10 protein-coding genes are annotated in these 14,448 nt (G+C 71.2%); 6 read left to right on the top strand and 4 right to left on the bottom strand.

The window, feature by feature from the left end; genetic code table 11:
* Nucleotides 1-77 precede the first annotated feature (77 nt).
* On the top strand, nt 78-1,883 hold the full coding sequence (locus AC1DUE_RS09290; RefSeq protein WP_477039118.1) for a PKD domain-containing protein: 1,806 nt from the start codon (nt 78-80) through the stop codon (nt 1,881-1,883).
* A gap of 3 nt (nt 1,884-1,886) precedes the next feature.
* Here the strand turns inward: AC1DUE_RS09290 and AC1DUE_RS09285 are convergent, their stop codons facing one another.
* Nucleotides 1,887-2,546 carry a hypothetical protein gene (locus AC1DUE_RS09285; protein ID WP_477039117.1) on the bottom strand — a complete coding sequence of 220 codons (660 nt, stop codon included), beginning with the start codon at nt 2,544-2,546 and terminating at the stop codon, nt 1,887-1,889.
* Nucleotides 2,547-2,615: 69 nt separating this feature from the next.
* On the opposite strand from AC1DUE_RS09285, the gene AC1DUE_RS09280 reads away from it, so the two are divergent.
* A complete protein-coding gene (locus AC1DUE_RS09280; protein WP_477039116.1) occupies nt 2,616-3,059 on the top strand; it encodes a hypothetical protein in 444 nt (147 codons plus the stop codon).
* A gap of 6 nt (nt 3,060-3,065) precedes the next feature.
* Here the strand turns inward: AC1DUE_RS09280 and AC1DUE_RS09275 are convergent, their stop codons facing one another.
* The gene (locus AC1DUE_RS09275) at nt 3,066-6,548 is read right to left on the bottom strand and encodes a PKD domain-containing protein (protein ID WP_477039115.1); all 3,483 of its coding nucleotides are present in this window, start codon (nt 6,546-6,548) and stop codon (nt 3,066-3,068) included.
* A 355-nt stretch (nt 6,549-6,903) separates the two neighbouring features.
* On the opposite strand from AC1DUE_RS09275, the gene AC1DUE_RS09270 reads away from it, so the two are divergent.
* The 4 genes from AC1DUE_RS09270 to AC1DUE_RS09255 all read left to right on the top strand — a co-directional run bounded on the left by AC1DUE_RS09270 (nt 6,904) and on the right by AC1DUE_RS09255 (nt 12,414).
* The gene (locus tag AC1DUE_RS09270; protein ID WP_477039114.1) at nt 6,904-7,296 is read left to right on the top strand and encodes a DUF7144 family membrane protein; all 393 of its coding nucleotides are present in this window, start codon (nt 6,904-6,906) and stop codon (nt 7,294-7,296) included.
* 83 nt (nt 7,297-7,379) lie between these two features.
* Nucleotides 7,380-10,157, top strand: a complete 2,778-nt coding sequence (locus tag AC1DUE_RS09265) for a cation-translocating P-type ATPase (protein WP_477039113.1) — start codon at nt 7,380-7,382, stop codon at nt 10,155-10,157.
* A gap of 63 nt (nt 10,158-10,220) precedes the next feature.
* Entirely contained in the window at nt 10,221-11,591 is a 1,371-nt protein-coding gene (locus AC1DUE_RS09260) for a TrkH family potassium uptake protein (protein WP_477039112.1), read from the top strand.
* Nucleotides 11,592-11,652: 61 nt separating this feature from the next.
* Nucleotides 11,653-12,414: a deoxyribonuclease IV gene (locus AC1DUE_RS09255; RefSeq protein ID WP_477039111.1), complete on the top strand. Its 762-nt coding sequence runs from the start codon at nt 11,653-11,655 to the stop codon at nt 12,412-12,414.
* Nucleotides 12,415-12,419: 5 nt separating this feature from the next.
* On the opposite strand, the gene AC1DUE_RS09250 is transcribed toward AC1DUE_RS09255, so the two are convergent.
* Together AC1DUE_RS09250 and AC1DUE_RS09245 are read right to left on the bottom strand one after the other, a co-directional pair.
* Nucleotides 12,420-13,484 carry a DNA polymerase IV gene (locus AC1DUE_RS09250; RefSeq protein WP_477039110.1) on the bottom strand — a complete coding sequence of 355 codons (1,065 nt, stop codon included), beginning with the start codon at nt 13,482-13,484 and terminating at the stop codon, nt 12,420-12,422.
* Between the two features lie 65 nt (nt 13,485-13,549).
* A complete protein-coding gene (locus AC1DUE_RS09245) occupies nt 13,550-14,380 on the bottom strand; it encodes an IclR family transcriptional regulator (protein ID WP_477039109.1) in 831 nt (276 codons plus the stop codon).
* Nucleotides 14,381-14,448: the final 68 nt, after the last annotated feature.

Genomic DNA, 14,448 nt, shown 5'->3' with positions numbered 1-14,448 from the left:
TGGCCCGGGCTGCCGATGGGACATGACGGGCGTTCCGCCGAGCGCCCGACACGTCGCCGTCCCGGGAGCTCGATCGCATGCCCTTCCGCCCGCTCGTCACCCTCGCCACTCTCGGCGCCGTCCTGGCGGGGGTGCTCCTGGCGCCGTCCGCGGCCGCAGACGGTACGGACCCGCTGCGGTCGGACCCGCGCGGCATCCTGCTCGGCGCGCACGTCACGACGGGGACGCAGCCCGACGCCGAGTCGGCGATCACGGCGTTCGAGGGCACGCTCGACCGGCGTCTCGACGTCGAGCGCTGGTACTCGCGGTGGGACGACGTCCAGCCGGTCACACCGGTGGCGCAGGCCGTCGCGCGCGGCCGGACGCCGCTCCTGTCCATCTGGCCGAAGAAGAAGGACGACACGATCGTCACGTGGGCCGCGATCGCGCGCGGGGACGCCGACGCGCAGATCCGTGCCCAGGCGACCGGCATCGCCTCGCTCGGCGTCCCGGTGTACGTCGCGTTCCACCAGGAGATGGACACCCCGAGCTCGTGGGGCACGCCCACCGAGTTCCGGGCCGCCTGGCGGCACTACGTCGAGGTGTCCCGGGCGGCGGGCGCGACCAACGCACTCTGGACCTGGGTCACGACGACCGGCAGCTACGGGCTCGTCTCCACCGCGGGCGCCGACGCCTACTACCCCGGTGACGACGTGGTCGACCGGGTGGGCCTCAATGCCTACAACTGGAACGCCTGCTCGGTGAACAAGATCAAGGACTGGCGCTCGCTCGAGACGATCACCGCCGCCTTCCGGACGTGGGCGAAGGCCCGCGGGAAGACGCCCGTGCTCGCCGAGTTCGGGACGGTCGAGGACGCCGCCGACCCCGGTCGCAAGGCCGCCTGGCTCACGGACGCGTTCGCCCTCTTCCGTTCGTGGCCCGAGCTCGAGGCGGCCGTCTACTACCAGGGCACCGGGACCTGCCCGTGGTCGGTGACGACCTCGACCGCGGCGACGTCCGCCTTCGCCGGGGCGGCGTCGGCGCCGACCGCCCACGGCCGCCCCGAGGCCTGGCTCATCCCGTCGACCAGGCTCGGCGGCGCACCCCTGGCGGTGTCCTTCGACATGTCCCGCAGCACCGGAGCCTCGTCGACCAACCGCTCGGGTGTCGTGCGCTGGCAGCTCGACCCGGGCGACGGCACCCCGGTGCTCTCCGGGACGGACCAGCCCGGCAAGGTGTCGCACACCTATGCGGCGGGCAGCTGGACTTCCCGCCTGACGGTCACCGACGCGTCCGGCGCGACCGCGACCGACTCACGTCCGGTCCGCTCCGCGTCGAAGCCGACCGTCACGGCGGGGGAGCGCGACGTGACGAGCACGTCCGCGACCCTGCAGACGTGGGTCGGTCCGCAGGGGCTGGCCGCGACGGTGCGGATCGCGTGGACCTCGTCGGCGGGGGGCGGCTCGGCGGACCTGGCCGTCGGCGCGCAGACCTCGACGCAGAAGCTCACGCAGGCGGTCTCCGGTCTTGCGCCGGGCACCACGTACACCTGGACCGTGACGGCGACGAGCGCGGTCGGGACGACCGTGCTCAGCCGCACGTTCCACACGCAGGCGCCGCCGTCGGTCCGCGCCGCACCTGCGATCGACCTCGCCCGCACCGCGGGCACGGTCAAGCTGCGCGTCACGCCCCACATGCTCGCGACGACCTCCTGGGTCGAGTGGGGACCGTCGTTCGCCCACCGCACGGCCGAGGTGCCGATGTCCGCGGTCTCCTACGAGTGCGGCTCGACGGCACGACTCACCGGACTCAGCCCGAAGACCACGTACGCGTACCGGGTGGTCGCGCGCAACGCGCTCGGCACCACGTACGGCCCGACCCAGACGCTGGTCACCACGTCGTGAGGCTCACGTCATGATGTTGACGGCGCGAGCGAGCACCACGGCGAACGTGGCGAGCGAGACGAACGACTCCCAGACCATGAGCATCTTGGCGGTCCGGCTCAGGGGCATCGTGTCCGTCGGCGAGAACGCGACGAGGTTGGTGATCGCGAGGTAGAGGTAGTCCAGGAACCGCGGCTGCCAGCTGTCGAACTGGTCCGAGTACTCGCGGATCGCGTCCTGCGTGAACCAGAACGACATCCGCTCGGGGTCCGGCAGGGCGCGACCGTTCGGCCCGCCGCGGTCGAGCTGCCAGAACAGCAGCCCGAACCCGACCGTGAGCACCACGAGGATCTGGACGCCCTCCGAGAAGAGCTGCTGGACGCTGACCGGGTCGACGTCGATCACGTCGGCGATGAGAAGCGCCGCGGAGCTCGTGGCCGAGATCGCGAGCACCAGGGCGAGCGCGTAGCGCAGCACGCCCGCTCGGCGGCGTTCCGCGACGAGCACCCCGTCGACGATGACGAGCGCGACGCAGAGCGCGACCTCGACGGTCGGCACGAGCAGGGGTGGCCCGAGCACGATGCGGTCGCGCATCAGGACCTGGGCGAGCACGGCGACGGCGACCGCGCTCAGGGGTGCGAGGCGCGTGCCGAGCGTCGGATAGGGCGTGGGCGGCTCGGTCACCCCGCCAGCCTCCCACTCCGACCCCGCCCGCCCGCCAGTTGCGAGCGCCGAGCACGTTAGCCTCCGGGCATGAGCACCCTTGACGAGGTCGGCGAGCGCGACGGCTGGCGATGCTGGCTGTGCGACGAGCCGGTCGACCCGGACGCGTCCGTGAACTCCGACCGCGGTCCGAGCATCGACGGGGGAGCGACGCCCAAGGGCAAGAAGCCGGTCCCGGGGTCGGAGCGGCTCGCGCACCGTGCGTGCAACACGCGCAAGGGAGCGGTCAAGCCGGTCGTGGCCTGGTCGCCGTCGCTGTTCGTCGTCGAGCCCGCACCGATCGTGTCCACCGTCGAGCGCCTGACGCGCAAGGGTGGCCGCGAGGTCGTGGGTCGGTGCCCCACCCGTGCCGATGGCGACGAGGCCGCCGCATGGCTCGAGGACCGTCTCTCCCGGTTCGCGCCTGACCTGCGGGTCGCGGCCGACGTCGAACCGGGAGGCGGTCAGTTCCTGCTCGTGCTGCGCACGCTCTGAGGGCTCCTACGGGATCGGGTTGATCCGCAGGTTGTCGAACGCGGTGACGATCGGCCCGTTGGTCACATTGCCGCTCAGGTAGGTCGACAGGGCGAACGAGCCCGGCACCTGAAGCCCATCGGTCGAGTCCGTGACGGTCGCGTTCCAGGCGCCGGGCTCCGGCTGCGCGGCGGGCCAGATCTTCGCCCGCACCGTCGTCGGGGACGTCCCCTGCACCTGGACGCGCAGCTGGAGCTGGTCGCCCGCGGCGAAGGTCAGTCCAGCGACCGTCCCGCCGGCGACCGGCGTGCCGCTGCCGCGCGTCACGTGCAGCTGGACCGTGCCGTTCGCCTGCAGCGCGACACGTGCACCGTAGAAGTTCGTCGGTGCGGCGCGGCGCGCCTGGACGCTCAGCCACACGTACGACCCGGTCGGCGCCTTGTCCGCGCTGAGGGTGAGCGTCGTGTCGCTCGTCGTGGTCGAGACCGCGTCGAGGGTCGACGTGGCCGTCTGTCCCGCTGCGAGCGTGTGCAGCCCGCGCTGTCCGGCGACCGAGTAGCGGCTCGCCGTCGTCGCGGCCGCCCAGCTGCCGCCGAAGTCCGCCGGACCCCAGCCGTTCGACACGGTGCGACCGAAGTCGTCGACCACGAACGCCTGACCGGGGTCGGGCGGTGCCACGACGGTCACGTCGCGCGTCGTCGAGGCGGTCGCGCCCTGGTTGTCCGTCACCGTGAGGGTGATCGTGTAGGTGCCGGCCGCCGCGTACGTGTGGCTCGCCGGGTTTCCGGTCGACGTGCCGCCGTCGCCGAAGTTCCAGGCGTAGCCGGTCACCGATCCGTCCGGGTCGCTCGAGGCCGCGCCGTCCACCGACACCCCGAGCCCGTTGCTCGACGCCGTGAACGACGCCGTCGGGCTCTGGTTGGCAGGCGGCGTCGCCGTGACCTGCCGTGTCGTCGTGCCCGTGGCTCCGAGGTTGTCGGTCACCGTCAGCGTCACGGTGTAGGTGCCCGCGGTCGCGTAGGTGTGGTTGGCCGTGACCCCGGTGCCCGTGGTGCCGTCGCCGAACGCCCACGAGTACCCGACGACGGTGCCGTCCGGGTCCGTCGAGGCCGACGCGTTGAGGGCGACCGACATCAGCGACGGGGTCGCGGTGAACGAGGCGACCGGACTCTGGTTGGACGGCGGCACGGCACTGCGTGCGACGAAGTGCGCCGAGACCGAACCTGCGCTGAGCACCCGGTTGTACACGGCGACCTCGTCGAGGTCCCCGTTGAGGTAGTCGCTGGTCGGCCGGTTCGGGAAGTTGGTCAGCCGGTCGCCACCGACGCGCCAGTAGCCCCAGATGTTGCGCAGGTAGACCACGTCGGTGCGCTGAGCGACCTGTACCCCGTCGACGTAGAGCCGCATGGCGCCGGCGCCGTACGTGCCCACCACGTGGTGCCAGGCGTTGTTGTTGAACCCCGTGCCGCTGTTGACGGTCATGATCGCGGAGCTCTGGACGCCGAAGAAGACGCGGCCGCTGTTGTCGAGGTACAGCGTGCGGTCGGCCTGCGAGGAGGTCCCGTTCGCGCTGTTGCCCCATCCGACGATCCGGCCGCCGCGGTTGGACGACGTCTTCACCCAGGCCTCGACCGAGAAGACGTCGGGGGCGTTGCCCACGGCATCGGTCGTCGAGAAGTAACCGGTGGACGTCCCGCTGAACCTCGACGCGGTGTTCGTGTCGTTCAGCAGCGCCCCGGGCACGTTGCGGGTCACGCCTGCCGCGGCGGTCGCCGGCAGGAAGCCCGTGGTGTCGTTCACGGCGGTCCCGGAGGGCTCGCCGAGCCGCCAGTAGGCGAACGGTCCGTCGTTCAGGACGGTGCGGGCGTAGGTCGACGGTGTGCCGTCGGACGCGACGGTCACGGTGATCCAGTTGGACCGTGCGACGTTGCCGAACGGGTCGCTCGCGACGATCCGGTACCGCTGCGAGGAGCCGGGCACCTGTCCCGAGTCCCGGAAGCTCATCGCCTGGGGCTTCCAGAACGGTGTGGTCACGGTCGAGGTGTAGATCGCCGGGTTGGACTCCGAGGCGCGGTACAGGTTGTAGGTCAGCGTCTCGTTGTCACGGTCCCAGTTGGTCTGCCACGTCAGCTGGACGCTTCCGGGTCCGTCCGGCGTCGCGACGAGCGGGAAGCCCTGTGCCGTGGACTCGGGGCCGACGGCGTTCGGGGCGCTCGATGACGGAGCGAACCGGACGAGCCCCTGCTGCGGGACGCCGTTGACCTCGGTGAACTCGCCGCCGTACAGGACGTACGAGCCCGAGCCGGTGACGGTCCAGGGTCCCTGCGACTTGCCGGTGAACGTGCCCGCATTGATGTCGGGGTACCAGTTCAGGAGGGCCGGCGCCGGCAGGCCACGGTGGTCCGCGTACCCGTTGTACTCCGGCGTGATGACGCCCATGGCCGCCTTGGACAGCGCGGTGCCGCGGTGGAACTGCCACGGCGTCGTCTGCGGGAAGCCGCCGATGTTGCCGCAGAAGTGCTTGTGGCTGGCCGCGTAGACCGCGTCGCCGACCGGGTAGGCCGAGTACGTGTCGCCGTGGCAGTCCTCCATCCACGTGAGGTTCGCCGTGGCCCAGTCGGCCGCGAACGTCCCCTCGAAGTTCCCGCCGCCACCGAACGTGAAGCCGGTGCCGTAGAAGCTGGTCGCGTCGCTCTCCAGGTCCAGGATCGCGGCGTTGTTGCCCCCGTTGCGCACGAGCGTGTTGACGGGCATGGGAAGCGAGGCGCCGGTGCTCGCGTTCAGCCGCGCGAGCCCGTAGCCCGGGCTGCCGGAGCCGTTCATCGTGGTGAACCCACCACCGACGACCACCGTGCCGCCGTCGGGCGACACGGTCAGGGCCTGGATGCCACCGCCGGCGGGGGTCGCCGCGAAGGGCAGGGTCGCGGCGTCGGACGCACGCAGCGACGCGAGGTTCGACTTGGCCACGCCGTTCACGCTGGTGAACGAACCGCCGATGAAGACCGCGTCGCCGACGGCGTCGATCGCGGAGACCGGGGCGTTGATGGTCGGCTTGAAGGTGGTCAGCAGTGCGCCGGTCGCGGTGCTGAATGCGGCGACCCGGTACCGGTTGGCGCCGTTGACGGTGGTGAACTGCCCGGCGACGTACAGCACGGTGCCGTCCGGGGAGGCGGCGAGGTCCTTGACCTGCGCGTTGAGCACCGGAGCGAACGGCAGGAGTGCGCCCGTCGTGAGGTCGTACGACATCAGGTAGGTGCGCGGCGACTCGTTGGTGCCGGCCGGCGAGCCCGGCGGACGGGCCGACGAGAAGTCGCCGCCGACGAACACGGTGTTGCCGATCACCTGCTGCTTCCAGACGACGCCGTTGATCTGGGCCGTGGGCAGCGGGTCGGCGGAGACGGTCGCCGGCAGCGACGGGTCGGACGGCGCCGTGTCGGCCTGAGCGCTCGGCACGGTCGCGCCGACGCACAGGACCGCCGCGACGGTGACGAGGGCGACGCGTGTACGCAACCTGCCGAGTGCAACCATGATCAGACTCCGATGCCGGGGGACCGCCCACCCCGCCGCGGGGCGTACAGCGACGTGGGCGCAATACGGACAATTGTCACAGTTCCGGCAAGCGCGGGACGGGTGAATTCGGGGTCCGTGGGCCGAACGAGCGAAGCCGAGCGGCGTTCTTCACCCATCGGTGGTGCCCGGAAGGGTGGCGCAGCGCGGTTCGGGCGCCGAAATCCCGGAGCGCCAGCGCGCCTCTGGCTTTGACCTGCGGTTTCGGCAATGATCCGATTCGGGGCACTTGCTCCGGTTGCTCGAGACAGCGAGGCGACACCGCCTCGCGACGACGCGCCCGCGAAGGGGACCGACCATGAGCACGCAACGCAGCGGTCTGGCAGTCGGCATGACGATGTTCGCCGCGACGATGATGATCCTCATCGGCCTCTTCCAGGCCATGCAGGGGCTCGTCGCGCTCGTCAACGACTCGTTCTACGTGGTCGGCCAGAAATGGGTCTTCACGTTCGACGTCACGACGTGGGGGTGGATCCACCTCATCCTCGGCATCCTGATCGGTCTGGCCGGCGTCTTCATCCTCATGGGCCAGGTGTGGGCCCGCGTCGTCGGCGTGATCGTCGCGACCTTCAGTGCCGTCGTGAACTTCGCGTGGCTCCCGTACTACCCCGTCTGGGGCGTCATCGTCATCGCGCTCGACGTGTTCGTGATCTGGGCGCTCACCGTGCACGGACGCGACGTCACGAGCTGACCGCTGCGGTACACCCTTTGTCGACTTCGCCGCGCTAGCGTGGCGAGGGAGTTGAACCGCCAGCAAAACCGATGGGAGTCCTCGTGACACCGACCTCTGCACCGACGTCGATCGCGACGCCGGAGACCGAGCCGACGAGATGGTGGGCTCGCACGCCGGAGGAGGCCACCACCGAGCTGGGGAGCAACCTCGAGACCGGACTCACCGCCGCCGAGGTCGCCGAACGGCAGGCGCGGTACGGCCCGAACACCCTGACCGCGCAGGCGCCGCCGTCGCTCTGGGCGGTGCTGCTCCAGCAGGTGCGCGACCCCATGAACATCATGCTGGTCGCGGTCGCGGTGGTGAGCGCCGCCATCGGGCAGGGCTCGACCGCGCTGATCGTCGGGTTCCTGGTCGTGCTGAACGTCGTCATCGGCGCACGCCAGGAGATGCTCGCCCGCAAGAGCGTCGACGCGCTGGCGACCATGCAGGAGCCGCAGTCACGCGTGCGCCGCGACGGGGTGCTCGTCCAGATCCCGGCCCACGACCTGGTGCCCGGGGACGTCGTGGAGCTGGAGGCCGGCGACATCGTGCCGGCGGACGGGCGGCTCGTGCGCACGGCCACGATGGAGACGCAGGAGGCGGCACTCACGGGGGAGAGCGCGCCGATCGGCAAGGAGGTCCTGCCGCTCGCCGACGACGAGGTCCCGTTGGGCGACCGCGCCAACATGGCGTTCCAGAACACCTCGGTCACGCGCGGCACGGGAACGATGCTCGTCACGGCCACGGGCATGACCACGCAGATCGGCAACATCGCGACGCTGCTGTCGTCGGTCGAGAAGACCAAGTCGCCCCTGCAGCGCGAGCTCGACAAGCTCACCAAGGTGCTCGGCGCGATCGCCTGGAGCGCCGTCACCGTGATCGTGCTCATCGGCATCCTGCGCGGCGAGTCCCTGAGCGACCTGCTGTTCCTGGCGACGGCCGTGGCGATCTCGGCGATCCCGACGGGCCTGCCCACGTTCGTGCAGGCGATGCTCGCGTACGGGGCACGGCAGCTCGCGGACGCCAAGGCGGTCGTCGCCAACCTCAACGACGTCGAGACGCTCGGCGCGACGAGCTCGATCAACTCGGACAAGACCGGGACCCTGACCCTCAACGAGATGACGGTGACCGCGCTGTACACGGTCGGCCAGCACTTCGTCGTCGAGGGCACCGGTTACGGCAAGACCGGCAGGATCCTCGGTGCGGCGGGCGGCGAGGTCCCCGACCTGACCCCGCTCGCCTACGGCCTGTGCCTGGCCAGCGACGCGACCGTGTCCGACGACGGCGCCGTGATCGGCGACCCGACGGAGGCAGCGCTGGTGGTGCTGGCCGCGAAGGTCGGCATCGACGCCGAGGAGAGCCGTCGCACCTACCCGCGGGTGGCCTCGGTGCCGTTCGACTCCGCCTACAAGTTCATGGCGACGACGCAGTGGCTTCCCTGGCGCGGTGACCGCACCCTCGTCGAGGTGGTCAAGGGCGGACCTGACGTCGTCCTGCAGCGCTGCACCAAGGCGCTGTCCGGCCCGGGCGAGGTCGTCGACATCGAGACGATGCGCGCCGACATCGAGGCCGAGATGGAGCGGCTCGCCCAGAAGGGGCTGCGCACGCTCGCGTTCGCGACGCGCTTCCTCACGCCGGCCGACGAGGCTCCGCTCACGGCCGACCCGATGTCCTACGTCGAGGACCTCATCTTCGTCGGGCTCGTCGGCATCGTCGACCCGCTGCGCCCGACGGCCAAGATCGCCGTCGAGATCGCGCTCAAGGCCGGCATCGAGGTCCGCATGATCACCGGCGACCACGCCGTCACGGCGAGCGCGATCGGTGCCGAGCTCGGGCTGGGCCCGGGCGCGATCAGCGGTCCGGAGCTGGCCAGGCTCACCGACGAGGAGCTGCTCGAGCAGCTGCCGAACCTGCACGTCTTCGGCCGGGTCACCCCGGAGGACAAGCTGCGGCTCGTCCAGCTCATGCAGAAGCAAGGGCTGGTCGTCGCCATGACCGGCGACGCCGTCAACGACGCTGCCGCCATCAAGCAGGCGGACATCGGCGTCGCGATGGGCTCCGGCAGCGAGGTCACGAAGCAGGCCGCTCGACTGGTCCTGACCGACGACAACTTCAGCACGCTGGTGCACGCGGTCGAGCTGGGCCGCAGCATCTACCAGAAGATCACCGCGTACATCCGGTTCCAGATGAGCCAGCTCATCGGGCTGGTGCTGCTCTTCCTCGCGGCGAGCGTCTTCGACATCGCGGACGGCGTCGCGATGACGCCGATGATGGTGCTGTTCCTCAACTTCTTCGTCTGCGTCTTCCCCGTGATCGCGATCATGCTCGACCCGGTCGGGCCTGGGATCATGGACCGCGTTCCCCGCGACCCCAAGGTCGGCATCAGCAACGGCCGGGCCGTGAGCCGCTGGATCCTCTACGGCACGGTCCTGTGCGTCTCGTCCGGGCTCCCGCTCGTGCTCGGGCCGGACACCCCGACCCCCGACCACGCGACCGCGTCGATGACGATGGCGTTCGTCGTCATGGGCCTCGGGTCGGTGCTGTCCGGCCTGGTCCTGCGCCGCGAGCCCGACTCCGGGCTGGCCGCGCCGTTGCTGACCGCCATCAAGGTGCTCTCGGCCCCGATCATCCTCATCGTGCTGGCCACCGAGCTGGACTTCCTGCAGGGCTGGCTGACCACCCAGTCGCTGACGGGAGACCAGTGGCTGGTGGCCCTGGGCCTCGCGCTCCTGCTGCCGCTCGTCGCCGAGATCGACAAGGTGATCATGCGGCGCCGCGCCGCGACGCCGACCGTCCTTGCGACGCAGGACGCGGTCGTCCCCGCCCGCGCTCGTGTCTGAGGGACGCTCGGCCGACCCGGCGTCCGGGCTGCGCACGACGGACTGAGCGGGAACCGCCGGAGGATGGTCGAGAGCCGGCGGTTCCTCGGAGCACGCCACCGCGACGTGTACCGCCGCCAGAGCAGACCGGGCCGCCGGATCGTCGCCGCGTTCGCCCTCGGTGTCGCCGCCGGCACGGTGCTGCTGCTGCTGCCCGTCGCGCGTGCCGGTCCCGGCGGCGCGTCCCTGCTGCAGGCGCTGTTCACGGCCACGTCCGCCCTGTGCGTCACCGGGCTGACCGTCGTCGACACCGCGACCTACTGGTCGACCTTCGGCCAGGTGACCATACTCGTGCTCATCCAGGTGGGCGGCTTCGGGGTCATGACGCTCGCGTCCCTTCTCGGCCTGCTCATCTCCCGGCGGCTCGGTCTGGGCTCCCGGCTGCTCGCGGCCAAGGAAACCAAGAGCACGCGCCTCGGCGACGTCCGGACGGTCCTGCTCGGCGTCGCGCGCATCAGCCTCACGGTCGAGGCCGTCACCGCCGTGATCCTGACCGCGCGCTTCGCCCTGGCCTACCACTACGGATGGGGCGAAGCCCTGTGGCTGGGTGTCTTCCACTCGGTCTCGGCGTTCAACAACGCCGGCTTCTCCCTGTTCAGCGACAACCTGGTCGGCTTCGCCACCGACCCCTGGATCTGCCTGCCGATCGCCCTCGCGGTGATCATCGGAGGCCTCGGCTTCCCCGTCGTCCTCGAGCTCCTGCGGCACCGGCGGCGTCGGCACTGGAGCGCGCACACCCGCCTCACCGTGACGATGACGGCGATCCTGCTCGTCGGCGGGACGCTGTTCGTGACTATCGCCGAGTGGAACAACCCGGCGACGCTCGGCATGTTCGACCCGGCCGGGCGGACCCTGGCGGGCTTCTTCCAGGCCGTCATGCCGCGCACCGCAGGGTTCAACAGCGTCGATCCCGGGGCGATGAACACCGGGACGCTGCTCGGCGTCGACGTCCTGATGTTCATCGGCGGCGGCAGCGCCGGCACCGCGGGCGGCATCAAGGTGGGGACGTTCGCCGTCCTGCTCCTGGTCATCATCGCCGAGCTGCGCGGCGACCCCGACGCCGACGTGTACGACCGGCGGCTGCCGACGTCGACGATCCGGCAGGCCCTGTCGGTGGCGCTGCTCAGCGTCGCCGCCGTCGTCGTCTCCACGCTGGTCATCGCGATGACCAGCCCGTACACCCTGGACCAGATCCTCTACGAGTGCGTCTCCGCGTTCGCCACGGTGGGGCTGACCACCGGGATCACGGCCCACCTGCACCCCGCCCAGCAGCTCATCCTCGTCCTGCTGATGTTCGCGGGCCGGCTGGGTCCGGTGACGTTCGCCTCGGCGCTCGTCCTGCGGGAACGGCAACGGCTGTTCCGACGACCCGAGGGACGCCCGCTGATCGGCTGAGCCGGCAGCGTGTCGGCGCCGCGGACTAGCCTGGCGCGAGCCCAGGGAAGGAAATGCCGACATGGTCCTGATCGGTGCACACACGCACGGCGACGATCCCGTCGCGACCGCCGCCGGGCTGGACGCGCAGAGCGTCCAGCTGTTCCTCGCGGACCCGCAGGGGTGGAAGAAGCCGGTGCGACGCGACGACGCCGACGCGCTGATCGCCTCCGGGCTGGGCATCTATGCGCACGCGCCGTACCTGGTCAACGTCGCGTCGACCAACAACCGGATCCGCATCCCGAGCCGGAACATGATCGCGCAGCACTCCGCGGCCGCGGCCGACCTCGGCGCGCGCGGGCTGATCGTGCACGGCGGCCACGTCGGCGACGGCGACGACGTCGCGGTCGGCTTCGACAACTGGCGCAAGACGTTCGAGCGCGCCACGTTCCCGGTGCGCGTCCTGGTGGAGAACACGGCCGGCGGCGACAACGCGTGCGCCCGGACGCTCGACCGGATCGCGATGCTCTGGGACGCGATCGGGCAGTACGACGTCGGCTTCTGCCTCGACACGTGCCACGCGTGGGCGGCGGGCGAGGACCTCGAGACGATCGTCGAGCGCCTGCGGGCCATCACCGGGCGGATCGACCTCGTGCACGCGAACAGCTCGCGCGACGAGGCGGGCTCGAGCCGCGACCGGCACGCGAACTACGCGAAGGGCACGATCCCGCCGGAGCTCGTCGCGCACGTCGTGCGGGAGGCCGGCTGCGACGCGATCGTCGAGACGCCGCCCGAGGGCCAGGCCCAGGACATCGCGTTCCTCAAGGCCGCGCTCGCCGGCTGAGGCTGTCAGATCCGTCCGCGCACGGGCGTGCGCTCGGCCGGGTCCTGCGGCATCTCCATCTCCGCGCGCACGCCCAGCAGCCGGACCTCACGATCCTCGAGCGTCTCGGCCAGGGCGGTCGCCGCCGCGACGACGACCTCCGGGTCGTGGGTGGGCTCCGCGAGCTTGCGGCTGATCGTCTTGGTCACGAACGGCGCGTAACGCACCTTGAGCGCGACCCGGATGACCGGCCGCCCGTCGGCCTCGGTGTCCTGGACGACGTCGCGTGCGAGCACGGCGACCGCGTCGCGCACCTGCTCGGGTGTCGTGAGGTTCTGCTGGTAGGTCGTCTCGCGGCTGTGCCCGCGCGGCACCCACGGGGTGTCGTCGACCGTCGTCGGCCCGAGCCCCCGACCGAGCCCGTGGTACCAGACGCCCATCCGCGGCCCGAACTCCGCGACGAGCGCCTCCTCGGGTGCGTCGGCCAGCTCGCGCACCGTCGTGATGCCCAGCGAGGTCAGCCGCCCCGACACCTTCGACCCGACGCCCCACAGCTCCCGGGTCGCCCGGTGCCCCATGACCTCGAACCAGTTCTCGGCGGTGAGCCGGAACATGCCCGCGGGCTTGCCGAACTCCGTGGCGATCTTGGCGCGCACCTTGTTGTCGCCGATGCCGACCGAGCAGTGCAGGCGCGTCTCGCGCAGCACCGCCTCCTGGGCGGTCCTCGCGAGCGCCTCGGGGTCGTCGGTGGTGACCCCGAGGAACGCCTCGTCCCACCCGAGCACCTCCACGACGACCCCCAGCGACCGCAGCGTCGCCATCACCTGCTCCGAGGCCTCCTCGTAGGCGGGGGCGTCGACGGGCAGGAACACCGCGTCGGGCAGCTTGCGCGCCGCGATCCGCAGCGGCAGCCCGGACCGCACCCCGAACGCACGCGCCTCGTAGGACGCGGTGGAGACGACGCCGCGCTCGGTCGGGTCGCCCCGGCCGCCCACGACCACCGGCTTGCCGGCCAGCTCCGGGTTGCGCAGCACCTCGACGGCCGCGACGAACTGGTCGAGGTCGACGTGCAGCACCCAGGGGACGCCCATGCCCCGAGTCTGCCCGGTCGGTCCGACAGTTGTCCGTCGGTCGACGGGGGTCTAGGGGCGCCCGCTCATCCAGGCGGCGCGCTCGGGCGGCTGATGGAGCGTCCCGCGCCAGCGAGCCGTCGTGACACGCGGTGTGCCTCGAGCAGCAGGAGGCGTCCGAGCTCGGGCTGCCGGTCCGGCTGGAACCGTGTCTCGATGCCGGTGAGCGTCAGTGCCCACATCGGGCGGTTGCCGCGGTCGAAGATCGCCGCCGCCATGCCCCAGCTGCCCTCGACGATGCGCCCCGGGTTGACGATGTAGCCGAGCCGCTGCGCGTCGGCGATCGTCTGCCGGATCGCGGGGATGGACTGCTTGACGCCCCAGCGCTGTCCGCGCAGGTCCAGCCGCGCGAGCGCGTCCTCGCGCTCGGCCTCGTCGAGATGGGCGAGGATCGCCAGCCCCGCCGAGCCGATGCCGAGCGGGAAGCGGGTCCCCTCGGTCAGCACGAACGAGCGGATCGGGAAGCTGCCCTCCTCGCGCAGCAGGCAGATGGTCTCGTTGCCACGCCTCATCGAGAGGAACGCCGACTCGCCCGTGGCCGCGGCGAGCCGCACCAGCGAGGGGTGGGCGATCTCCTCGATCGGGAACCGGCTCGCCGCAGCCGTGCCCATGACGTACATCTCCGGGCCGAGGAACCAGCGGCCGGTCTCGTCGTCCTGGTCGAGCAGCCCCTCGACCGCCAGGGCGCTGAGCAGGCGGTGCACGGTGGGCTTGGTCAGTCCGGTCGACTCGACGAGGTCGCTCAGCCGGGCTCCGGTCTCCCGGGCGAGGGAGATCTGGCGCAGCAGCGAACCGACGCGCTGCACCACCTGCGTGCCGGCGGGATGCGGCGCCGTGGCAGAGAGAAAGTCCATCATGTGGAATCACGCCTCCTGAATTCCACATCGTAATCCACATGATGAAAAGGCACGCGATCCGTCCTACG

It is taken from the genome of Cellulomonas sp. P4_A2 (assembly GCF_056402515.1).
This window is presented reverse-complemented; position numbering and strand designations above follow the sequence as displayed.